The sequence below is a fragment of the Rhodococcus sp. IEGM 1379 genome, from assembly GCF_030056815.1.
Classification (GTDB): Bacteria; Actinomycetota; Actinomycetes; order Mycobacteriales; family Mycobacteriaceae; genus Rhodococcus_F.
The window spans coordinates 104,205-127,281 of sequence record NZ_JASHKR010000003.1; the positions used below are offsets into that span (position 1 = coordinate 104,205).

Genomic DNA, 23,077 nt, shown 5'->3' on the forward strand with positions numbered 1-23,077 from the left:
CAAGGAAGATCGATTCCGAACCGATCAGTCACGGACCAGAATCACCTTGCCGGCAGCCTGCCGGTTCATGACGATGTTCAGCGCTTCGGACGCGGCGTCGAACGGCAAGGTCCGAGACACGTGTGGCACCAACAGCCCATGCTCGTACCAGTCCAGCAACTGACGCATGTTGCTCGCATTCTCGGCCGGGTTCCGTTTTGCCCACGCTCCCCACAACACTCCGAGAAGTGAGGCCGAGGAGATGAGTAGACGGTTCATTCCCACTTTGGGAATGTCGCCACTCGCGTATCCGACGGTCAGGTACCGGCCGCCCCATTGGAGCGCCCTGATTGCAGCCTGCGCCGCGTCGCCGCCTACCGGGTCGTAGACGACGTCGATGCGTTCGCGTGTCTTCAGTTCGGATGCCAGGTCGCACTCTGCATAGTTGATCAGTGTCGACGCACCGTGCTCTTCGCACAGTGCCAACTTCTCCGCGGTAGATGCTGCGGCAATGACCTCGGCTCCCAATGCTCGACCGATCTCGACAGCGGTGAGCCCTACACCTCCAGCCGCACCGAGCACCAGAAGTCGCTCTCCGGCTGCAAGTCCCGCTCGATCGACGAGGCCATGGTAGGAGGTTCCGTACGTCACGGAGAATCCTGCGGCGTCAGGGTAGGACATCGAACCGGGAATCGCGAAGACTTGTGACGCAGGAACCGAGACCTGCTCGGCGTAACCGCCGATTCCACAGAACGCCAGGACACGAGTTCCCACGTTCAAACCTTCGACACCGTCTCCGACTGCCCGAATCACGCCAGCCACTTCGGACCCCGGAGTGAATGGCAGCGGCGGCTTGGTCTGGTAGTTTCCGGCAACCATCAGTCCGTCCGGGAAGTTGATGCCGCAAGCCCGGACATCCACGATCACAGTTCCCGGTGCCGCCACCGGGTCGGGAACATCGGTGAGCCGGAGGACATCCGGCTCACCGAGGGTGTGACACTGGTGCGCCTTCACACCGACACCACACCGGGAGCGGTGACGAAGGTTGCCCACACCCGCACAGCGACGCCGCCGGTCTGGCGTGCGCACTCCAGTTCCACATCCACCTTGTTCTCCGTGTTGTCCTGATACTCCTTGACAACTTTTCCGGTACACGTCAGGACATCGCCCGGCCACACTTGTTCGAGGAACCGGATGCGGAAAGAACGTACGTTCTCGGCGCCGAGCCAGTCCGTCGCGTAGGTGCCCAGCACTCCGGCCTGGAACATTCCCACCGAGAACGGACTCTCGAATCCCGCCGCCCTGGCGAAGGTCTCATCATGATGAATCGGATTCATATCGCCCGACGCACCTTGGTAGCGCACGAAGTCCGTGCGGGTAACCGGTCCGATCGTCCACGGTGACGGTGCGGTGATCGCCGCGGGCTGTGCTGTCAGGGTCATGATTCCTCCGACGGTGCTCGTCCGGTCTCGACGCCGGTCATCTTTGCCTGCGCAACCAAAGTCCCGTTCTCGTCCACGAAATCGGTGACCATGACTGCGAAGGTCATCTCACCACCTCGTCGACCTTCCTTGGTGAAGACATCGGTGATACGCGAGCGGGCCTCGAGTTTGGTTCCCGCACGCGGCGGCGGCCCGAAGAAGGTGTACTCCTGTTCAGCATGCAGTCCACGCTGCTGATTCAGTTCGACTGCGCTCCAAGGGTTCTGATCGCCGGACTGCCAGAAGAACGTGGTGGTCAGGAAGGTCGGCGGACTTACTGGGTTTTCCGAGTCGAGGTACTCAGGATTAGTACTGCGGATCGCGTGGGCAAATTCGCGAACCTTTCCTCGTTCCACGTCGAGACGGAACGGTGTCCCCGTAACACCCACGGCATCTTTGTTTGCCATAGCTCACTCCGAGTTTCGTTGTCGTAAGGAAAATTACGCGAATGTCTTCATTTCCGTTGCCAACTCTTCGAGCGTCCAGCGCGCATCCTTGACGATGCTCTTGCCGTACGACCAACCGAGGAACTGCTTGATCTCGCCGCCCTTGGCGTAGAAGACCGAGCCGGTGGTGTCGCAGTCGGCGGTGAGCAGGTGAGCGACCACTGGAGACACGTTGCCCGGGTGGTAGACGTCGAAATCGTTCGGATCCGCCGGGACCGCCACCATCTCGGCGATTCCGGGAACGTTCTCTGTCATCCGAGTGCGTGCGACCGGGGTAATGGCATTAACGCGCACTCCGTAGCGGCCGATTTCCTGCGCCAAAATCACAGTGAGCGCCGCAATCCCAGCTTTGGCGGCGCCGTAGTTACTCTGGCCGACTGCACCGAGAAGCCCCGACGTGGACGAGACGTTCACGATGGATGCTGCCACGGCGTCGCCGGCTTTGGAACGATCACGCCAGTGCGCGCCGAACACGCGGCAGGGAGCAAACGTCGCGCGAAGCTGACCCGCGATCACGGTGTCCCATTCTTCTTCACTCATGTTCACGAACATCCGGTCGCGGAGAACACCCGCATTGTTGACCAGTCCGTGAACTGCGCCGAAGTTCCCTACTGCCAGATCGAGAAGCGCCTGAGCTCCCGCAACAGTGGTGACGTCCGCAGTACTCGCGATTGCGCTGCCACCGAGAGCTGTGATCTCGGCAGCGACGGCTGAGGCCAAGGCGTCATCCGTTCCCGAACCGTCGGCGGCGGCACCGGTGTCGTTGACTACGACGTGCGCGCCTTCCGCGGCAGCCAGGAGCGCGTGTTCGCGGCCGATTCCACGGCCGGCTCCGGTGACGACAACAACACGACCTTCAAGTTGATTCATCCAAGTCCCTTTCGAATACGTGTATCAAACATGTCAAGCAGAGAGTCGAACGAGAACCGAATTTGCCTCGGCCACAATTCTGTTGATCAATTCGCTACAGCTGGGCACGTCCTCGATCAGCCCGACTACCTGTCCTGTTGCCATGACGCCGACATCGACGCGGCCGTCCACCAGTGCGGACCGATACAGCATCGGAGCGTTGGCGGCCATCACCACCTGACTCCAGCCCAGTTCGTGGCTCTTCTTCATCGCGAGACCCTCACGGATCATGTCGCGCCACGGTGTGCCGGAGAGCTTCTGGAACGCCAGGGCGTTACGTCCCGCACGGATCATCCTCCCCGGGCCCGTTGTGGACTCCAGTTGATCGATTGTCCCCGCACGCAGAACACGTTGCGGCACACCGTCGATCTCGAGTGTGACAACCGTGTCGTTGACTGACTTCGACAGGTAGACGTCCTTGACCTGCTTCGCTACCGGGGAATCGCTTGTCATCATGAATCGTGTGCCCATCGCGATTCCGGCGGCGCCGTAGGACAGTGCGGAAACCAACCCGCGGCCGTCGAAGTAACCACCGGCCGCGATCACCGGGATGTCCACGGCGTCGACTACCTGAGGCAAAAGCAATGAGGTCGGTACAGCACCGGTGTGGCCGCCGCCCTCACCGCCCTGAACGATAACCGCATCAACGCCCCACGAAGCAACTTTTTCCGCGTGACGGCGTGCCCCGATCGACGGAACGACCACCAATCCGGCGTCTTTCAGTCGGCCGATGAGTGCCTGCTTTGGCGCCAGAGCGAACGATGCAACCTTGACACCGGATCGGATCAGCAGATCGATTCGCTTGTCGATGTCTGCCTGATCTGCTCTCAGGTTTACGCCGAATGGATTATCCGTCTGGGCTTGAACTTCCGCGATCGCCGCAGCGAGTTCCTCGTAGGTCAACATTCCACCGGCGATAATGCCGAGTCCGCCGGCTGCCGCTGTGGCAGCGGTCAGTGTCGAGTTGGAGACGTAGCCCATTCCGGTCTGCACGATCGGGTATTTGATCCCGAAGAGGTCGCAGGCCCGCGTGTGAAGTGCCTGGTGGTCTGCAGCAATGTCAGTCATGCCGAAACCTCCTTGTTGCGCAGCCCCTTGGGATCGATGACGTCCCGAATGAGCTGTAGCTCTTCGGCGCTCGGAAGCCGGGTCTGTGGAACCGACTCGGGAATCTCGAGATCGAATCCGGTTGCTGCCACCACGTCGTCGACGCTGACCCCCGGATGCACCGACACGAGTCGAAGTCGACCTGAGTCTGCGTAATCGAGCACCGCCAAGTTTGTTACGACGTGGCGCAGATCGTGGTGCTTGCTTGCAGCCGGACCTGCCTTGGCCGCGTTGTCGTTACCGACTCCCGAGACCATGTCTACGCGTGGCACGAACACTCGGGTGCTGTGTGCGGGAACCCAGTAGCTGGTGGGGTGGTACACACTGTTTCCCGGTGCACCACGCACGCCCAGAAGCTGCACCTTGGGCGCCGCGTGATCACCGATCGCCGAGATATTGCTGTTGCCGTAGACGTCGAGCTGGGTGGGGATCATCATGATGTGACGCTTGCCGTTCCACACCAGATTGAAGATCGCGCTGAACGGCATCCACGCTTCGATCTCCCCTTCGGCCGGCCCGCCGACGGCCCAGGTGCCACGAACTCCATGTGCCTCGCCGTCGGAGATCACCAGATCCTGTTCGAAGGTGTGTCGTGCCAAACGAACTCCGATGGCCGGAATGGTGCCGAAGGCACTCGCGATGACCTCACCGTTGCCGCGATACGCTTCGGCGCAAGCAATGACGCACACTTCGGCTCGGGTAGCAGGAGCCATGTTCACACTCGACTGGCTCATGCCGACACCGCCTGGGAATCGCGCAGCGCGACAGCGCGTTGGTAGTCCGCTTCGCTACCGGAAAGGTACTCGCCGACAAAGGCTTTCCACTGTTGTGGATCGCGGGCGGCGGCCGCATATTCCCGCTGGAAGGATTCGTCGCGTTCGTAGTTCGGCACGCACGAGGTGAAATGTGCGCCGTTCGGTGCCTCGATCACACCGGAGACCAGCAGACGGGCGATCCGCAGCGTCGACGGATGAGCATCGGCTGTCAAGGCCTTGGTGGGCACGATTTCCTCGCACGACACATAGGCATCCTCGGCTGCCATGCAGAACAGATCGTCGAAATACAGATCAGGGCCCAAGAATTGGGCATTGCCATGCATGTCTGCACGGTTCATGTGCACCAGTGCCGCATCGAGATTCAAGGCGGGCATCGCTGCAAAAATCTCGTCTCCGTACGGGTCGGATACGGTACGCATATCGGGGTTGACCGTCATGACGTCCGATCCCAGTCCAGCTCGGGTCGGCAAGAAGGGCATCCGGATACCGGCAGCGTACAGACCCCACTGCAACATTCCCTCGTCGTACTCTGCCACCTCTACCGCACCCGCCTGCCGGATGGCCCGGAAGTGCGGATCGAGCGCGATCGAGTCCAACGAAACGAACCCGAAAATCACCTTCTTGACTTTCCCTGCTGCACAGAGCAATCCGACGTCCGGACCACCGTAGGACACGATGGTCAGATCCTTCAGGTCGGATCGAAGAATTGCACGCACGAGGGACATCGGCTTGCGCCGTGACCCCCAACCACCGATACCGATCGTCATACCGGACCTCAGGCGACGTACGACATCGTCCTCGGTCATCGTCTTGTCACTCAATGGGTCCACCCTTTCGAATTCGGGGAAACGTTGCTCTGCCGCGTCTCAGTCGCGTAGCAAACGTTTGATTCACATCATCATGCTTTCATCTCCGCGTCAACCGCCAACTGCGCGGTGAGCCAGGAATACGCTCGCCCGAGCGCACTCTCCGGCCCTTCCTCCTCAATCGCAGGACCGAGAATCTCCAGCTCAACGGCACCGCGGTAGCCGAGACCGAGCACTTCACGCAACAATCGATCCATCGGAAGATCTCCGTCGCCTGGTACCCACCGATTGGGAACCGAGAGCGTTCCTACCCGAAAATCACTTACCTGCACGATCTGCACCCGTCCGAGTTCGCGGCGCAAAGTACCGAGCAGATCCGACTCTTGGAATGCGCAGTAGAGATCGACGACCATTCCGATGTCCAGGCGCCGTGCGATAACCGCAGCATCGCGAACTGTATGAACGAAACTCAGATCCGAACGCATCTGCATCGTGTTCTCCAGGGATAGCCGAACCCCCAACTGTTTGGCCCGCTCGGCCACCGGCGACACACGATCGATCAGTCGATCTGCCGCATCTTCCCAGCTGTGACGTCCGGACGGCCCCGTTGTGAACAGCACCGTCGGTGCTCCCAGACCTGCCGCGCCGACAACTGCTGCGTCGAGTGCCGCAATCTCGCTCTCCCAGGCAGTTCCATCGTCCGGATCGGCTGTGATTCCGTGCGCGATACAGGCGACCGCGACGCCGAACTCACGGGCCAGCGATACGGTTTCCGGCCAACCGGTTCGAACCGCTTTGTACGCGGACAAAGTCACCGTGGAAATTCCGACGCGCCGACAGAGCGCCAACTCGTCACGCAATGCCCAACTTGCGGTCGTAATCAGGCTGACGGAAGGAAACGGGCCTCGCACCGGGTCCATCTGGCGGGATATGTCATTGTGATCCATAGTCGCTCCTGCTTTCCTCGATTAACCGTGAAACACACCGTAATCCCAATGTGGAACATTGCGTAGCAAATGCTTGATACGGTGCGTACGGCCTTCAGAATCCATTCCAGGAGTGCACATATGAACGTCGATACCTGCACGAGCACCTCGGGTTCACAGCGCCGCGAACCCAGCGAATCCGATGCACCGAAATGGCCGGTTCCCGTGTCGGCGCCCGCAAGCGCGCCGAATGTTCTCGTGATCATGACCGATGACGTCGGTTACGGGGCAAGCAGCACTTTCGGTGGACCGATTCCCACTCCGGCGCTCGACGGACTCGCCGAAACCGGTCTGCGTTACACGCAGTTTCATACAACTGCGATGTGTTCTCCGACCCGCGCGGCACTCATGACCGGTCGCAACCACCACAAGGTCGGTGCAGGGCGCGTCACCGAGATGGCACTTGCCTACGACGGATACACCAGTATCATCCCCGACAGCGCTGCCACGGTTGCCGAAATGCTGCGGTGCAACGGATATTCCACCGCACAGTTCGGTAAGTACCACAATGTCCCCGTGTACGAGACCGGGCCGGCCGGACCGTTCGACCATTGGCCCACAAACATGGGATTCCAACATTTCTACGGCTACCTCGGCGGCAGCACCGACAATTGGGCCCCGGCACTGTACGAGGGCACCAGTCCGGTGGAACCACCTACGGACGATGCCACCTACCACCTCGAAAATGACCTGGCAAACAAGGCAATTACCTGGATTCGTCGACAGAAGTCGGCTGCACCGAACAAGCCCGTCTACATCCAGTACAGCAATGCCGCTACCCACGCACCGCACCACGCACCGCGGGATTGGATCGACCGATTCCGCGGTCAGTTCGATCAGGGCTGGGATGCCATACGCGAGGAAACGATCGCTCGACAGAAGCAACTCGGTGTTATACCCGCAGACACCGAACTGACCGAACGCCCCGAACAGATCGCATCGTGGGACTCCCTCACCGCCGACCATCAAAAAGTGGCGGCCCGCATGATGGAGGTCTACGCTGGCGCTCTCGCTTACGCCGACTCCCAGATAGGCCGTGTACTCGAAGAATTGGAACGCATCGGTGAACTCGACAACACGCTGGTCTTCTACATCCAGGGCGACAACGGAGCCAGTCCCGAAGGTGGAGCCAACGGCTCTCTCAACGAGATGAGTTACGTCAACCGTATGGAAGACAGCATCGAATCACTCCTCGAGCACCTCGACGAACTCGGCGGCCCGCTGCACTACAACCACTTTCCGGCCGGTTGGGCACACGCGACGGATACCCCGTTCAAGTGGTTCAAGATGGTCGCGTCGCATTTCGGGGGCACGCGCAACGGAATGGTGCTCTCGCACGCTGCGCGTATCACGGACGCCGGCGGGATCCGCACGCAATTCCATCACGTCATCGACGTCGTTCCCACTATCCTCGAGGTCATCGGAATAGAAGCGCCCAAACAGATTCGGGGCGCAGAACAGATGCCGCTGTGCGGAGTCCCAATGGCCTACACCTTCGATGACCCGGCTGCACCTTCGACCCGAACGACACAATATTTCGAATTGATGGGCAACCTCGCAATCTATTCCGAAGGGTGGGTTGCCGCTACTACGCCCCGGGAAATGCCGTGGGAATTCGCCACCGGCGCAGACTCTCTCGACGATGTGAACTGGGAGTTGTATCACGTCGAGAACGACTACAGCCAGTCCGACGATCTGTCGGCGCAGTACCCCGACAAACTCGGCGCGCTGGTCGATCTGTTCTGGGAAGAGGCCGAAGCCAACCAGGTTCTTCCCGTTATCGTCAAGGCACTCAATCCTGGACCACCCAAACCCAATCCGACTTTCGGCCTGGCCACATTCGTCTACTACGACGGGGTGACGCGAGTGACCCCTGGTAGTGCGCCCGATGTCACCAACAAGCCGTTCAGCATTACCGCGGACGTAGTGTTGACTTCGAACCACGCAGACGGCATGCTCCTCTCCCAAGGTGGTCGATTCGGTGGCCATGCTCTGTATTTGGCAAACGGTGTCCTTACCTATCACTACAACCTTTTGGGCCGCGAGCGCTCCACGGTCACTTCCGAATTCGCTCTTCCTGCCGGACGGCACCAACTCGTGGCCGTGGTCGACATCGACCCCACGCAGCGCGGCGGATCCGCAGCGGTCACCCTGCTCTGCGATGACGAGAAGGTCGGATCCGGAACGGTGGCGAATACCGCCCCATTCCGCCTCAACTACATCGAAGGCCTGAGCGTCGGCCGCGACACCGGAACCCCGGTGTCCGAGCAATACCAGCTGCCGTTCGCATTCGACGGAGTACTCGACAAAGTCACCGTCACGCTTGACTGAAAACACACGTACCGCTGATCGACAACATTCCTTCGAGCGCGATCGAAAAGAGGCAAACCATGACACACACCCGGTTCGGCAAGGGAAAGCTCGTCACTGCTCTTGCCGTGGCAGCGCTGTCACTTTCCGCCTGTGGCGGAGGCGCAAGCGGTACGACGAACAGTGGAAGCACCGGCGGTGAGGTCGACCCCGCTGCAGTGATACGGATTGCCTCCGCCGGTACGTCCAACAATCTCGACCCCCAGCAACAGATGACCATCGGCGGCTGGAGTCACCTCACTGCACTCTTCGATCGACTCATGACCGTCGACAGCAACGACAAAATTGTTCCCGGACTTGCCAAATCGTGGGAATTCAGCTCGGACGGCAAGTATCTGGAGCTGAAGCTGCGTGACGACGTCACCTTCAACGACGGAACCCGCTTCGATGCCGAGGCGGTTGCCGCCACCCTGAAACGAGGCAAAACACTCGCAGGCAGTACCTCGGCTGCGGCGCTCGCCGGCGTCATCGATATCACTGCACCTGACATGTACACCGCGCGCATCGAACTGGCGCCGGGAGCCGGTGTCGAACTACCCGGAGTATTCACCACTCCGGTAGGCATGATGATCAGTCCCGCCGTGATCGCCGCCGGCACCGATATCCGCAACGATCCGGGACTTGCAGGTTCCGGCGCCTACGTCGTCACCAAATACGTTCCCGGAGAGTCGCTTATATTGAAGCGGTCCGATCGTCCGTACTGGGACGCGGAGGGCGGACGTCTCGGCGGCATCGACATCACTCTTGTCCCAGACGCGTCGACGCGACTGAACGCCATCCAAACCGGAGCACTGGATCTCACGTGGGTCAGTTCGGCCAGCGAAGTGGTGCAGGCAAATACGCTTGCCGACCGCGGCGCCTTCGCTATCGACAAAGTTCCGTTCCGAAGCACCCTCGGTGTCTATCTGCGTCCGACGGGTCAGCTGGCCGATCAAGAAATACGTCAAGCGGTTGCACAGTCGATCAATCCGGATGAGATCAATGCACTGTTCTCCGGGAACTGCACACCACACAACCAGATGTTCCCGAAGACGAGCTCGGCATTCGATCCCGACTACAAGTATCCGTACGCCTTCGATCCGGAGGCGGCTAAGGCATTGGTCCAGAAGAACGGAAACACCAAGATCACGCTAACGTTCGGTGCCGGTAGCAACACCGAAAAGCCCGCCAACGTCATCCAGTCTGCCCTGTCCACTTCGGGCTTCGATGCCGAGCTCAATCCCGTTCCGCTCAACCAGCTCGAACCACGCTACATTGCCGGTGAATTCGATCAGATGGTCGCCAACTCGTTCACACCCAAAGTCGATCCTGCGGAAACCGTGAACTTCTACTTGGTCAACAACTTCAAGTTCGCTGCCGACGACCCGGAAATCCTGGGCATGATCAAGCAGGCTGCCGATCCGACGATGTCCGAGAACGACCGTGCCGAGCTGTACCACAAGATCTCGGCGAAGACGCTGGAGAAGGCTCTGTGGGTCCCGATCTGCAACCAGACCAACGCCACGCTCTCGAGCAACAAAGTGGTCGGCGCCGACGACGTCCCGTGGGTCAACGTCGGAATCTACGATCTTCGCCATCTTGCGATGACAAAGTAGGCCTACGCATGAACAAGGACCGCACATGACCGATAGATCCACTGCTACTGGAACCACTGCCACGCTCGGTATCGACCATCTCGCGGTCACCGCCTGGCTCGAGCGCGCAGTCCCGAATGCTCTCGCTCCGTTCACCTTCGAACAAATAGCCGGTGGCCGTTCGAATCTGACGTACCTGGTCACCGACGCCGAGGGTACTCGTTGGGTACTCCGGCGACCCCCGTTGGGAAAGATCGTGGCCACCGCCCACGACGTCGTCCGTGAGGCAGGCATCATGTCGCGACTCTCAGGTACCGGCGTTGCGGTTCCAACGGTCGTCGGGGTCTGTACTGACCTCGAGGTCAACGGATCTCCATTCTTCGTCATGGAATTCCTGGATGGAGAAATCCTGCGGGACTCGGACGCTGTGGAGGCCTTCCTCCCTCTCACAGAACGCCGCGCACTTGGCGATTCGCTCGTCGACACTCTCGCGCGCCTGCACTCGTTGGACCCCGCGGCTCACGGTTGGTCGCAGCGCTCGGCATCGGGAGGCTATGTCGAACGGCAACTCTCACGCTGGTCCGCCAGCTGGGAAGGAGATCGTGTGCGAGTCCTCGAGGACATCAGTCGCGCCCGTGACGCATTGAGTCGTCGGATCCCACCCCAATTGCGCTCGAGCGTCGTACACGGCGACTATCGCCTCGACAACGCTCTGATGGGTACACAGGGCCAGGTGCTCGGAGTGCTCGACTGGGAACTGTCGACAGTCGGTGACCCATTGGCGGACCTGGGGCAGTTCTTGATGTACTGGGCGCAACCTGGCGACGAGGTAACCGCGCTCGAGACGCCCCCGACGTTCGCGGCCGGTCTACCCACCCGAGACGAACTGGCTGAACGCTATCTGACTGCGACCGGATTGCCTGGCGACGACTTGGAGTACTACCTGGCATTCAACTGGTGGAAAACGGCCTGCATCGTCGAAGGCGTCTACACCCGGGTATCTCGCGGATCGATGGGCCGTACAGACCGCACCCCCGAATCGTTCGGCGTCCAGGCACAGCGTCTGGCTGCACAGGCCTGGTCGCGCGCACAGAACCTCGCGTGAAACGCCGCGGCGCCCTTTTCGCCGGGCGCGCATCAAACCTTTGTTCAACTGTCGTAGAATTCGCGACGCGATCCTTGCACAAACATCGGAGGTAGGCATGGAGTGGTCTGAGCGCCACGACCTGATTCTCGGGCAGGCAGCATCACTGTTTGCCACCAAGGGAATCGCAGGCACCCCGGTGCGGGATATTGCCGACGGAGTCGGCATCCTCTCCGGCAGCCTTTATCACTACTTCGAATCCAAGGATGCAATCGCGTACATGATCGTGTCGAGGTATCTCGACGATCTGACTGCTCGATACGAAGCGATTACCGACGCCGATCCGCGGGATCGGCTTACCTCGATCGTTCACGCCTCGCTGGCCGCAAGCGTTGCGCACCCACATGCCTCGGAGATCTATCAGAACAATTCCGAGTATCTTCGAAAACTTCCCGGGAACAACACTATTCGTTCCGCTGCCCGCACCACCAAGGCAACGTGGATGGATGCGATCGCCTCCGGAATCGAAGCCGGACAGCTACGCGCGGATCTACCCGCAGACGTGATCTACGGATTGATGCGCGACGCGGTCTGGTTGTCGCTGCGGTGGTTCACCCCCACCAAGAACTATTCGATCGAACAGTTCGGCGATACCTTGATCTCGGTCTTCCTCGAAGGCATCGAACCACAAGAATGACCGACCCCGCACAGTTCACACCACCGACTACATTCTCCTACGTAGCAAATGTTTGATACATACTCGAGAGGTGCACGATGATCGACAAGAATTACTATGGCCCCTGGGCTGTCATCGCCGGCGGATCCGAAGGTGTGGGCAGTGCCTACGCCCGCCAATTAGCCACTGCCGGTATTAATCTCGTACTTCTCGCCCGCAAGAGTGGCCCACTCGAAGAGACCGCATCCGAGGCGCGCGCCCTGGGTGTCGAGGTCACGACACTCGAACTCGACTTACTGGACGACGATGCGCTCGATCTCTTGCGAACGGTCACGGACCCACTCGACGTGGGACTGCTCGTTTTCAACGCCGGGGCAGGATCATATGCCAGCGAATTCGTCAGCAGTGACCTCGCGGCCGTGCAGCGCACTATCGATCTGAACATCAAGAGCCAACTGGCCCTCACCCACCACTTCGGCGGCCGGATGAAAAATCGTGGCAGTGGCGGCATCATCCTGATGGGGTCGATCTCCGGATACCTCGGAACCGAGCACATCAGTTTCTATGCTGCAGCAAAAGCTTTCGGAAGAATTTTTGCCGAGGGTTTGTGGCTCGAACTGGCTCCGCACGGTGTTCACGTCCTCGAAGTAATTCCCGGCGCAACACGAACGCCTGCATTAGGTCGCCTCGGATTGAACCTCGATATGCCGGGCTTGGTCTTGGCTGATCCCGAAGACGTAGCCCGCGAAGGCATCGAGCACCTCGATCAGGGCCCGATCTGGATTACCACCGGCCACTTCGAGACGGCACAGAAGCAAAGCGGCTTCGACCGCAGCGCACTGCTTCTCGAAGCTGCCGAGCGATTCCGAAAGATGTCGTCAGCGACGTAAATCCCCTGCAATCCCAGAGAGAATCGAGAAGACCATGGGCAGAAAGCTCAGCAACAAGATTGCTGTTATCACCGGCGCCGGCAGCGGTATCGGACGGGCCTCTGCGATACGTTTCGCAGCCGACGGAGCTACCGTCGTGGTCAGCGATATCAACGGCGATTCTGCGACAGCCACGGCTGATCTGATCACCGACGCCGGTGGCGACGCCACTGCCGTGACGACGGACGTCACCGACGCCGGCGAGGTTTCCTTCCTCGTCACCGGTGCCGTCCAGAAATACGGTCGACTGGACATCCTCTACAGCAATGCCGGTGGGCAGCAACCAAAACCCACCCTGGAGGTCACTCCCGCCGCCTTCGCCAATACCGTTGTGCTCAACCTGAATTCCATGTACTACGGGATCTCGGCCGCACTACCATTCATGCTCGAACAGAAATCTGGGGTCTTCCTCTCGACAACTTCGGGAGCAGGCATCGGAGCGGTGCCGGGCCTGGCTGCATACGGAGCAGCAAAGGCCGGGATGATCAGCCTCACCCGAAGTATCGCAGTCGAATACGGGGCCTTGGGTATTCGAGCCAACGTGATCTCACCGGGATCGATGGACACCCCCGGTCTACGTCAATGGCTCACAACCCTTCCCGGCGGCTCCGAAGCCTATGCGTCGCAGATCCCGTCGGGACGCCTGGGCACTGCCGAGGAGATCGCGTCGGTAGCGTCATTCCTGGTGAGCGACGAGTCCGCCTACATCAACGGCACGCTGGTCCCGGTCGACGGAGCCGCCCATTCCAGGCTCAGCATTCCCCGCTTCTGAGTACCCGACTGGATTCATCCAGAGCACCAAATCATTAGGGCTGCAAAGAAATACACATCTCCCGGTGAACGGGAAGATGAAACGACCGCCACGCACACCGCGCACTACGGTCATCACAGAACTTCGCCATCCGGACGCATTCGCGTCACCTCTGGAAGGAACTCTCATGAGATCGAAACGTGAACAGCGTTGGCTGTCTGTGGCGGCCGTCGCGGCTGCCGGAGCGGTGACCTTGACCGGCTGTGGCAGCCCGAGTACGGCTGTCGGAGGCGCAGCGGCCGGCACGGGAAGTCAAGGCAACACCGGCGAGGTCGATACCAACGCCACGATACGCGTCGGGGCAACTGTCGCCACGTCGCTCGATCCGGTCGCGGCCCCCGAGGCAGTGCGGACCCTGATGTCGACATGGCCCGTCTACGACCGACTTCTCCAAGTCACCGAAGACGGCCAGTACGCCCCGATGCTCGCCACCGAGTGGAACTTCTCGGACAACGGCACAACGCTGGATCTGAAACTGCGAGAAGGGGTTACGTTCACCGACGGCACACCGTTCAACGGCGATGCAGTAAAGGCGAACATCGACCGGTACCGGGCGGCAGCAGGATCTGCCTCCGCAACCGCGACCGCAGCCATCAGTTCGGTAGACGTAGTGGCACCCAACGAAGTGAAGCTTCGATTGAGCCGTCCCACTACAACCATCCTCAACACCATCGCCATCCCGATCGGTGGCGCGATGATCAGTCCCAAGGCACTCGGAAACTCCGATCTCGCAACAAAACCGGTTGGCACCGGTGCGTATGTCCTCGAATCATTCGAGCCCGGACAGAAGATCACCTACAAGCGGCGCTCCGACGGGAATATCTGGGATACCAATGCCGGAAAGCCCGCAGAAGTACAGATCGGTGCCTACGCTCCCGATGCCAGCAACAACGCCATTCGAACCGGGCAGTTGGACGTTGCGCAGGCCGGCGGCGGCACCACGCAACTGCAGAGTGAGATCGACTCGGGCAAGGTGATTGTCCGACGCCAACCGACTGCCTCGACGGTTTCCGGAATGTTCTTGAACAGCACGATTCCCGCGCTGGCCAACATCAAGGTCCGTCAGGCTATCAACACTGCCCTCGATCGGGAGTCTTTGGTGGCGGCGTTCGGCGAAGGCCAGGCAGCACGTGTGCAACCCTTCCCGAGCACTCTGCCCGGATTCTACGAGGCCGGCGAAAATTCCTACGCCTACGATGTCGACGCAGCCAAGAAACTTCTCGCAGAGGCCGGATACCCGAACGGGTTGGACCTCGGCGAGTTCCTGGTAGCCAACAGCGGCAGGATGCCGGCCCAGGCTCAGGCCATCCAGGCAGGATTGGCGGAGATCGGGATCCAGATCGGACTGCGCTCGGTCGATATCCTGCAGTTGACCACTGAATACAGCAAGTCCAACGCACCCGGCATGTTCACGTACATGACCTCCGCGTCTCTTGATCCTTCCGCCTGGTTCACCTGGCTCTACACCAGCCCGCTCACCCTTCCCGGCGGCACTCCCGAAGCCATGAAGCCTCTTCTGGTCGGCATCGACGACTCTTCACTCTCGGACACCGAGCGCCAGGCGAAAGCTGAAGCCGTGAACAAGTTCTCGGTCGAGAATGCTATATACGCGCCGCTCATGCAGGGCGTCACGGGAATGCTGATCACCCCGAAGGTCGGCGGAACCGGCACGGGCAATCTTCCCTTCACTCCGTTCGGAGTTAGTGATCTGAGAAATGTGTACATCACCAAGTAGGTAGCTTCTGCCGCAAGAATCGAGGCGTGTGTTCGGCGCAAGCCGAACACCCGCCTCGATCACTGGGTATTGCCATATCCGCCTCTGAATTCAGCCGCTAGTCCCGAACGAAGCTGATCACGACCGGTGGACACTGCAGTCTTGAATTCTCACCGGTAAAGAAGGAACCGATCTCGCTGTCACGGTAGGAAATACACCGTTGAGCCTGCCGGTCGTCCTCTCCCCACTGGAATGACCGGACTGATCCACTGGCGGAGTGAGTGCGCCGCCCCCGCGCCGCCGAGCGTGCGGGAATGCGCGCCGTCATCTCGACTCCCTCGAGGTACACAGCCGAAGAGGTAGCGGACGTAACGAGCGAGAACCACTTCTTCCAGCTTTATCCGTGGACAAGCGTCCGTACCGGCGGATCCTTGGCCAAGAAGTTCGTAGACCGAGCACGCAATGCCGGATATAGTGCATTGATTATCACCGTCGACGTACCCGTCCCCGGAAATCGAGAAGGTGAACGCAAGCGCGGCATGGGAATTCCGCCCACCCTGACACCCACCAGCATGCTCGACGCAGCACGCCGGCCACGGTGGGCAACGACTCAAAGGCATCCTCGATCCCGAGGACGCTGCCGCAGCGGTAGAACTGGGGGCCGACGGCATCGTGGTGTCGAACCACGGCGGGCATCAACTCAACGGCGCATTGTCGAGCATCGAAGCCCTTCCCGCAGCAGTGGACCGGGTCGGTGGCATTGGAAGAGTGCCCGTCTGCTTGGACGGCGGCATCCGACGCGGCAGCGACGTCGTGAAAGCTCTTGCGTTGGGCGAGCCTGCTGGTGGGAATCGGCCGCCCCTACGTCTACGGACTCGCTGCGGGCGGAGAAGACGGTGTCGCGAGTGGTCGAGATATTTCACGAGGAGATTGCCCGCACCCTGACGCTCATGGGAGTCAGTTCCGTGGCCGAACTCAACCGGTCACACATTGTGCGCCCCACCTGAAAATACCTCGATTCGGCCAGATAGTAGGTACCGCCTGCAATTTCGTCGACGGTACCTACTTACCCGGCGCTCAGCGCGAAAAGCGTCTCAAACGAGGACTACGACCAGGAATCGCCGAGAGCAGTTCTCGCGTGTACTCGTGCTGGGGATGATCGAACACCGCGACCGCGTCACCCGTCTCCATGATCCGTCCCCGCTTCATCACCGAAACGTTGTCTGCAATAAGGCGTACCAACCGAAGATCATGTGAGATGAACAGATAGGCCAAGCCTCGCTCGGTTTGAAGGTCCCGAAGCAGGTTGATCACCTGCGCCTGGGTGGACACGTCCAACGCCGCCACCGGTTCATCACACACCATGAAACTCGGATCGGTAATCAATGCCCGTGCGATTGCCACACGCTGCAATTGTCCACCCGACATTTCGTACGGGTAGCGCTCGAGGTGAGCCGCCGTAAGACCCACTCGCTTGATCATGTCCGTGGCCTTGGCGTAACGCTGGGCGCGAGAGCTTCCGCCCTTGACCAACAGCGGCTCGGTCACCGAATCCTTGATCAGCATACGAGGATTGAGCGAAGTGTACGGATCCTGGAAAATCATGGTGGCATCCGAACGCATCTTCTCGAGCTCACGGCGCCCGAGTGCTGCAATGTCGGTCCCGAGCAGTTCGATCGAACCCGAATCGGGTTCGATGAGGCGAAGCACCAACCGCCCGACTGTGGATTTGCCGGCCCCGCTCTCCCCCACCAACCCCATAGTCGTGCCGGGCGCGATATCGAGGTCCACCGAATCCACAGCTGTGAAGGTAGAACCCTTACGACGCAACAGAGTAGGTCCGTTCCCGTAAGTCTTTGTCAGGCCCCGAACGGACAGTGTTGCCTGGCCCGTCGACACTGCTAGTTCGCTCGGTTGCACAGTCATGCGGACACTCCTGGTAAAGCCAGATCGGCAGCTCGGGCACACCGGGTCAGGTGCGCTGCACTCACAGTCTCGAGATTCACTGCGCGGCCACACACGGATTCGACTGCGTGTGTGCAGCGCTCCTGGAAACGGCATGACGACGGAAACAGATGCGGAGGCGGAACGGATCCGGGGATGTAGCCCAACGGTTCTCCGCGCCCAGAGGGCTCCAACATCGACTGCAGCAAGGCACTCGTGTACGGATTCTTCGGCGTATAGAACAAGGGATCCACTTCTGCCGACTCCACAACTTGTCCGGCGTACATGACGGTCACCCGATCACACATCTCGGCAACGACACTCAGATCGTGGGTGATGAGCAGGACTCCCAGGCCCAACTCTCCCTGCAACCTTCGGATGAGTTCGAGAACCTGGCGCTGCACGGTCACGTCCAGAGCCGTGGTCGGTTCGTCTGCGATCAACAGTTCGGGATCACAGGCCAACGCCATTGCAAGCATGACGCGTTGGCACATGCCACCGCTGAACTCGTGCGGGTACTGATCAATTCGACGAGCCGCATCGGGGATCTCGACAAGCTCGAACAGTTCGATGACTCGCGCCTTCGCCTGCTTGCGTGACCAACCACGGTGTCTACGTAAGGATTCAGCCACCTGATCGCCCACCGTGAATGCCGGATTCAAACAACGCCGAGGCTCCTGGAAGATCATCGCGGCCTGAACACCGCGGATGTCACTGAGCGCCTTCTCCGACAACCCGGAGATGGTTCGTCCGGACAGTCTCACGTCGCCGCGGCTGATTCGTGCGTTCTCCGGGAGCAACCCCATGACCGCAAGCGAAGTCAGTGTCTTTCCGGATCCGGATTCACCGACCAGTCCCACGGTCTCGTTACGCCGAACCGTCAGATCAACGCCGTCCACGACCTCAACCCAACCGTGCTCAGTACTGACCTCCACTGTGAGACCGGTGGTCTGCAGAACGACGTCCGAACCGGCGGCCTTGTCGACGACCACCGCCTGATCAAGAGTAGTCACTTGCCTCCCTCCTTGTTCTGTCGTCCCATGGCGTCCCGCAGGCCGTCGCCGAGCAGTGACAGTGCCAAGATCGTCACCGAGATCATGATTGCGGGCGGAAAGAGTAGGTAGCTGCTGGTAGCAAGCGAGGACGCAGCTTCCTTGAGCATCAGACCCCAGGTCGCCTGCGGCGCACGGGCTCCGAGGCCCAAGTACGAGAGACTTGCCTCCGCGACGATGGCTGCCGAAGCAGCAAAGGAAGCCTGGACGAGCAACGGCGCTGATACTGCGGGTAGGACGTGCCTGAAGATGATACGACCGTGCCCGCATCCAGCGGCGCGGGCACTTTCGATGTACAACTCGGAACGAGTGCTCTGGGTGGACGCGCGGACAACTCGGTAGATGGACGGGATGATCAGGATGCCGATGGCCAGCATCGCCGTAGTCAGTCCGGGGCCGAGAATTCCGATGATCACCACCGCCAGGATGAGTGGAGGCAAGGTCATCAGAGCATCGATGACTCGACTCGTCACGGCGTCACCGACTCCGCCGAAGTACCCGGCCAACAGACCGAGCGGCACGCCGATTACCAGCGCTATACCCACTGCTTCGAAGGACGCGAGCAAATCGAGTCGGGTGGCCACGATCAACCGACTGAGGACGTCCCGGCCGAGTTCATCGGTACCCAGCCAGTGCGCCGACGACGGTGGTTTCAGTCGATCCGCGATCGACGCCTTGTTCGGGTCCTGCGGGGCAAGCCAATCCGCAAATACAGCCACTGCGATCAGGAACGTGATGACTCCGACGGCAGCCATCGCGACCTTGTCTGCGAGCAGTCTCCGAAGGACTCTGCTGCGCTGGACCCACGACTTCGACTCGACCGGTGCCTCACTCTGCGAATCCGGCCGATTCACAACAACTTCGAACTTTTCGAGCTCAGGTATCGTCATCGGACTCTCAATCTCGGGTTGAAGTAGCCGTAGGAGGCGTCAACAAGTAGATTCACCGCGGTTACCACCAGTGCAATGAAGAGCACGAGGCCTTGCAAAGTCACCAGATCACCGGTCAGCACCGCGTCTACGCTCACCGACCCGAGTCCGGGGATGGCAAAGAGTTTCTCCACCACTACTGCGCCACCGACCATTTGGGTAACCACCAATCCCAAGACAGTCACTACTGGAACGGCAGCATTCTTGGCCGCGTGTTTTCCGACCACGGTGACGCGTCGGAGCCCTTTCGCCCTCGCAGTTCGGATGTAGTCCTCTTCAAGAGCGTCGACCATGGCGCTGCGCACCTGGCGCGTAAGCAATGCTGCAGGAATCAGGGCGAGAGACAACGCGGGCAGGGTCATGTACGTGAGCCAAGGCACTAGTCCGTCCGACAGCGTCGCGTATCCGGTTGCCGGGAACATCTGCGACGAGACTGCGAGAAACAAGATGAGTAGAACTCCCGCGACAAACGGCGGGACTGACATCAACAGCGCGGCAACACTATTTGCGAACCAGTCCACGACCCCTCCCTTGTAGACGGCAGCGAGGGTTCCGAGCGTGACACCCAGGACGACTGTAAAAATGAGTGAAAGCAGCACCAACGCGGCAGTGATCGGCAAGCGGAACATCAAGTCACTCAGTACTGATTGGTGAGTGATCGGCGAAGTCCCGAAATCACCTCGCACGGCGTTTCCCAGATATTCGACGTATCTGGCCAGCATGGGCCGATCCAGCCCCAACGCAGCTCGCGCTTCTGCCAGTTTTTCCGGAGTCGGATTATCGCCGGCCAGTGCCAGAGCAGGATCGGAAGGCGACAACTCCATCAGGACGAAGACTAGAAATGTCACGATGAGGATCGTCGGTATGGCAAGTAACACCCGTTGCCTGATAAATCGCACCATCAGCTTCACCATCCTCGAGAACCCGCGCGCACATCGGCGGTCGGGTCGACATGAACATTGACCGGAGCTCACGAATGGAATGAAATGTGCTGAAAAATGTTGCATTGCAACTGATTAAGACACATTGTGAGTCACCTCGACGTCAATTGAACGTCGCAGCGGAGATTTCCCGGTAGCCGCAACTGCGGGCAGTGCAGTGAGGATAGAGCCACCCGAGGGGCTGGGTCACACAACTCTCCCACTGAACGGGAGGCCGGAATCGGACCGATTATCTCAAGTCAGATTCGTTCGGTTCCACGACTCATATCGAGCATCCACGACAACACCCGGCCACTCTCCGGTGCCGCGTTACCTTCGCGCACAACAGCATCGCCGGGCGCATCTGGGAACAGTGCCTCTGTCACGCGGCGCGCGGCGGCGAGCAAGACTGGCGCTGCGCGTTCGAGAACCCCGGACCTGAGGTCACCGGAAAGTGAGAAGCCGGCGTGCACACCGGTTGGCGCCCGCAATGCCGCGGCCACACAACCGATTCCGAAGGCGACTTCCTGACGGTCGAAGGCAAGTCCGTTGCGAGCACGGATTCGGGCAAGTTCATGATGCAATACGCTGCGGTCGACGATCGTCGACGCGGTACGGGCAGACAGCTTCGCAGGAAGTACGGTGTCCACCTGCTCAGGCAACCAAAACGACAACACCGATTTTCCCAGAGCGGTGGCATGCGCGGGAATCCGGATGCCTACTCGCGTCGGCACCCGCGGAAACGCCTGTCCCCCCACCTTGTCGAGATAGACGACGTCGGTTCCGTCCACGTACCCGAGATGCGCAACCAGTCCGGTTTCGGCGTGCAGCGTATGCAAAATCGGTGCAGCGGCGGTTCTCAGTCTGGAATGGTTGACCACCTTGGCGCCAAGCTCCTTGGAGCGGTCACCCAATAGATAGAAGTCGCCCGTGTGTCTAAGCCACCCGTAACCCACCAACTGGTCGAGAATCCGATGGGTAGTCGACCGTGCCAGCCCTGTGCGCTCGGTAACGTCCACGAGGCGCAACATCGACGTGTCGGTGTCGAAGACACTCATGATCAGAGTCATTCGCTCGATCATCGACGGAGATCCGGTAGTCATTTTCGCCTCGCCTCCTGGTCCGTATTTCTGCTGGTCCGATATCTCACTGTGTTGTCGCCTCGATCAGATGGCCAGGAACCCGGCGCTCACATCCAGTCCGGTCGCCCACTGTCCATACACTTCGAGAGGGCGCTCCGCACTGTGGACGGTGTACACCTTGGCTGTGCGGGCATCTCGCCACACACGCTGCCGCGGATCGTCGGTGGCGATCGCGCCGTTGCCCGCTGTCGCGAAAATCAGTTCGACTGCTTCGACAACACGCTCGAATGCCAGGACCGGATCTCGGCGACCTCGAACCCACTCACCCGTTTCGAGTTCTCGATGCTCTTCAGTGGCCGTTGTCGCCACCTCGATGCTGCGATCCAGAAGCAAGGCAGCGGTGTCGATCTCGCCGGCAGCCCGCGCGATCGTCACATAGCTGTCGCGGTCGGCCGACGACAATGGGCCCGATCTTGTTTCGTGAGCGGACCGAACACTCTCGATGTGATGCCTCAACGCGCTCTGCGCTGCACCGATGATCGGCTCCGTCAGTGCATGCACATACAAGACTGATTGTGGGAATCTGTACAGAAGTTCGTGACGGCTACTTATCTGCGCGCGCTCGGCCGTTCCGAACACTCGATGCTGCGGAACGGAAACTCCGGCGACAACGAGGTCGTTCATGTCCGCCCCACGCAACCCGAGGGCATCGGTGCCCGCCTCAATCCGATAGTCCTTGGCATTCACCAGTACGAGGACGAAGTCGACGGGCGCGCCGGACTGATCCGATAGCACCGCCCCGACGATTGCCCACTCCGATCCGCGGCTTCCCACGACGTGCTTCCATCGGCCTCGCAGAACGAGTCCTCGCCCAGTCGAAGTCAGAGTGCCGCCTGGGGTGAGCGAGCCGCATAACCTGGCACGGTGACCGCTCGGACCGCCCCACACGTCGGCTTGCGCCTCATCCGTGAACAGCGCCAACTGCCAAGCGGCGATCCCGAAGGATGCAGTAACCCAGCCGGCTGATGTGCAGGACGTTGCCAGTTCACGCACCGTCCGTAGAAATACAGACGGATCAGCCTGCGATCCACCGAATCGATTCGGGATACACAGTGCAAATGCCCCGGCTTCACTCAAAGCGTCCACAGTGTTCTCATGCAACCGCCCACGGCGATCCGCTTCGGCCGCATGCACGGCGATCTCGGGAAGCAAGGAAGCAATTGCTTCGGCAAGGGAATCACTGACACTGTCCACGCTCCGATTATGACCGGCACCACAATTCCCAATTCACACGGTCCAGTGAGCGGGAGTCGTGAACAGTGCCACCTGCCCACACTGCAGTAGTACTCACGAACTCGACCCCTGCCCTAGTCCGACTGAAAAGACACAGGCCAGTGGCCATGTTCCGCCTACCGGGAGACGATCTTGCCCACATCCGCACTTCAAGATTCTATGAGGTGGATCACATGGAAACGACTGAGCGCTCGACGCAACATCGACGC

General features: G+C 60.3%; 22 protein-coding genes. 8 read left to right on the forward strand and 14 right to left on the reverse strand.

Annotated features, from left to right (window positions below; all coding sequences use genetic code 11):
* Positions 1-24: 24 nt before the first annotated feature.
* From QM600_RS03050 to QM600_RS03085, 8 genes are all read right to left on the reverse strand, one after another.
* Positions 25-993, reverse strand: a complete 969-nt coding sequence (locus QM600_RS03050; RefSeq protein ID WP_283260009.1) for an NADPH:quinone oxidoreductase family protein — start codon at positions 991-993, stop codon at positions 25-27.
* Positions 990-1,421, reverse strand: coding sequence for a MaoC/PaaZ C-terminal domain-containing protein (locus QM600_RS03055; RefSeq protein ID WP_283260010.1), 432 nt, complete (start codon positions 1,419-1,421; stop codon positions 990-992). Before QM600_RS03055 ends, QM600_RS03050 begins: the two co-directional genes overlap by 4 nt.
* Positions 1,418-1,867 (reverse strand): FAS1-like dehydratase domain-containing protein, encoded by a 450-nt coding sequence (locus QM600_RS03060; protein WP_243619536.1) that lies wholly within the window; start codon positions 1,865-1,867, stop codon positions 1,418-1,420. The genes QM600_RS03055 and QM600_RS03060 overlap by 4 nt, the downstream gene beginning before the upstream one ends.
* Positions 1,868-1,900: 33 nt before the next feature.
* Positions 1,901-2,776: an SDR family NAD(P)-dependent oxidoreductase gene (locus QM600_RS03065; protein ID WP_283260011.1), complete on the reverse strand. Its 876-nt coding sequence runs from the start codon at positions 2,774-2,776 to the stop codon at positions 1,901-1,903.
* 33 nt (positions 2,777-2,809) lie between these two features.
* The gene (locus QM600_RS03070; protein WP_283260012.1) at positions 2,810-3,883 is read right to left on the reverse strand and encodes an NAD(P)H-dependent flavin oxidoreductase; all 1,074 of its coding nucleotides are present in this window, start codon (positions 3,881-3,883) and stop codon (positions 2,810-2,812) included.
* Positions 3,880-4,635: a CoA-transferase subunit beta gene (locus QM600_RS03075; protein WP_283260089.1), complete on the reverse strand. Its 756-nt coding sequence runs from the start codon at positions 4,633-4,635 to the stop codon at positions 3,880-3,882. Before QM600_RS03075 ends, QM600_RS03070 begins: the two co-directional genes overlap by 4 nt.
* A 17-nt stretch (positions 4,636-4,652) precedes the next feature.
* Complete coding sequence (locus QM600_RS03080; protein WP_283260013.1) at positions 4,653-5,519, reverse strand: CoA transferase subunit A; 867 nt, start codon at positions 5,517-5,519, stop codon at positions 4,653-4,655.
* A gap of 77 nt (positions 5,520-5,596) precedes the next feature.
* Positions 5,597-6,451, reverse strand: a complete 855-nt coding sequence (locus QM600_RS03085; protein WP_283260014.1) for a sugar phosphate isomerase/epimerase family protein — start codon at positions 6,449-6,451, stop codon at positions 5,597-5,599.
* Positions 6,452-6,571: 120 nt separating this feature from the next.
* Between QM600_RS03085 and QM600_RS03090 the strand changes: the two genes are divergently transcribed.
* From QM600_RS03090 to QM600_RS03125, 8 genes are all read left to right on the forward strand, one after another.
* Positions 6,572-8,821 (forward strand): arylsulfatase, encoded by a 2,250-nt coding sequence (locus QM600_RS03090; protein WP_283260015.1) that lies wholly within the window; start codon positions 6,572-6,574, stop codon positions 8,819-8,821.
* Between the two features lie 59 nt (positions 8,822-8,880).
* Positions 8,881-10,455: an ABC transporter substrate-binding protein gene (locus QM600_RS03095; protein ID WP_283260016.1), complete on the forward strand. Its 1,575-nt coding sequence runs from the start codon at positions 8,881-8,883 to the stop codon at positions 10,453-10,455.
* 25 nt (positions 10,456-10,480) lie between these two features.
* The gene (locus QM600_RS03100) at positions 10,481-11,539 is read left to right on the forward strand and encodes a phosphotransferase family protein (RefSeq protein WP_283260017.1); all 1,059 of its coding nucleotides are present in this window, start codon (positions 10,481-10,483) and stop codon (positions 11,537-11,539) included.
* Between the two features lie 97 nt (positions 11,540-11,636).
* Positions 11,637-12,215, forward strand: a complete 579-nt coding sequence (locus QM600_RS03105) for a TetR/AcrR family transcriptional regulator (RefSeq protein ID WP_283260018.1) — start codon at positions 11,637-11,639, stop codon at positions 12,213-12,215.
* A gap of 77 nt (positions 12,216-12,292) precedes the next feature.
* Complete coding sequence (locus tag QM600_RS03110) at positions 12,293-13,084, forward strand: SDR family NAD(P)-dependent oxidoreductase (protein ID WP_283260019.1); 792 nt, start codon at positions 12,293-12,295, stop codon at positions 13,082-13,084.
* Positions 13,085-13,118: 34 nt separating this feature from the next.
* Positions 13,119-13,895: an SDR family NAD(P)-dependent oxidoreductase gene (locus tag QM600_RS03115; RefSeq protein ID WP_283260020.1), complete on the forward strand. Its 777-nt coding sequence runs from the start codon at positions 13,119-13,121 to the stop codon at positions 13,893-13,895.
* 166 nt (positions 13,896-14,061) lie between these two features.
* Complete coding sequence (locus tag QM600_RS03120) at positions 14,062-15,669, forward strand: ABC transporter substrate-binding protein (RefSeq protein WP_283260021.1); 1,608 nt, start codon at positions 14,062-14,064, stop codon at positions 15,667-15,669.
* Between the two features lie 260 nt (positions 15,670-15,929).
* Complete coding sequence (locus QM600_RS03125; RefSeq protein WP_502942852.1) at positions 15,930-16,655, forward strand: alpha-hydroxy-acid oxidizing protein; 726 nt, start codon at positions 15,930-15,932, stop codon at positions 16,653-16,655.
* Positions 16,656-16,725: 70 nt separating this feature from the next.
* Here QM600_RS03125 and QM600_RS03130 read toward each other — a convergent pair whose 3' ends face one another.
* The 6 genes from QM600_RS03130 to QM600_RS03155 all read right to left on the reverse strand — a co-directional run bounded on the left by QM600_RS03130 (position 16,726) and on the right by QM600_RS03155 (position 22,829).
* Positions 16,726-17,574, reverse strand: coding sequence for an ATP-binding cassette domain-containing protein (locus tag QM600_RS03130; protein ID WP_283260022.1), 849 nt, complete (start codon positions 17,572-17,574; stop codon positions 16,726-16,728).
* On the reverse strand, positions 17,571-18,605 hold the full coding sequence (locus tag QM600_RS03135) for an ABC transporter ATP-binding protein (RefSeq protein ID WP_283260023.1): 1,035 nt from the start codon (positions 18,603-18,605) through the stop codon (positions 17,571-17,573). Before QM600_RS03135 ends, QM600_RS03130 begins: the two co-directional genes overlap by 4 nt.
* Positions 18,602-19,534, reverse strand: coding sequence for an ABC transporter permease (locus QM600_RS03140; RefSeq protein ID WP_283260024.1), 933 nt, complete (start codon positions 19,532-19,534; stop codon positions 18,602-18,604). The genes QM600_RS03135 and QM600_RS03140 overlap by 4 nt, the downstream gene beginning before the upstream one ends.
* Positions 19,531-20,580: an ABC transporter permease gene (locus QM600_RS03145; protein ID WP_349307239.1), complete on the reverse strand. Its 1,050-nt coding sequence runs from the start codon at positions 20,578-20,580 to the stop codon at positions 19,531-19,533. The genes QM600_RS03140 and QM600_RS03145 overlap by 4 nt, the downstream gene beginning before the upstream one ends.
* Positions 20,581-20,753: 173 nt before the next feature.
* Positions 20,754-21,596 (reverse strand): IclR family transcriptional regulator, encoded by an 843-nt coding sequence (locus QM600_RS03150; RefSeq protein WP_283260026.1) that lies wholly within the window; start codon positions 21,594-21,596, stop codon positions 20,754-20,756.
* 63 nt (positions 21,597-21,659) lie between these two features.
* Positions 21,660-22,829 carry an acyl-CoA dehydrogenase family protein gene (locus QM600_RS03155; protein WP_283260027.1) on the reverse strand — a complete coding sequence of 390 codons (1,170 nt, stop codon included), beginning with the start codon at positions 22,827-22,829 and terminating at the stop codon, positions 21,660-21,662.
* Positions 22,830-23,077 lie beyond the last annotated feature (248 nt).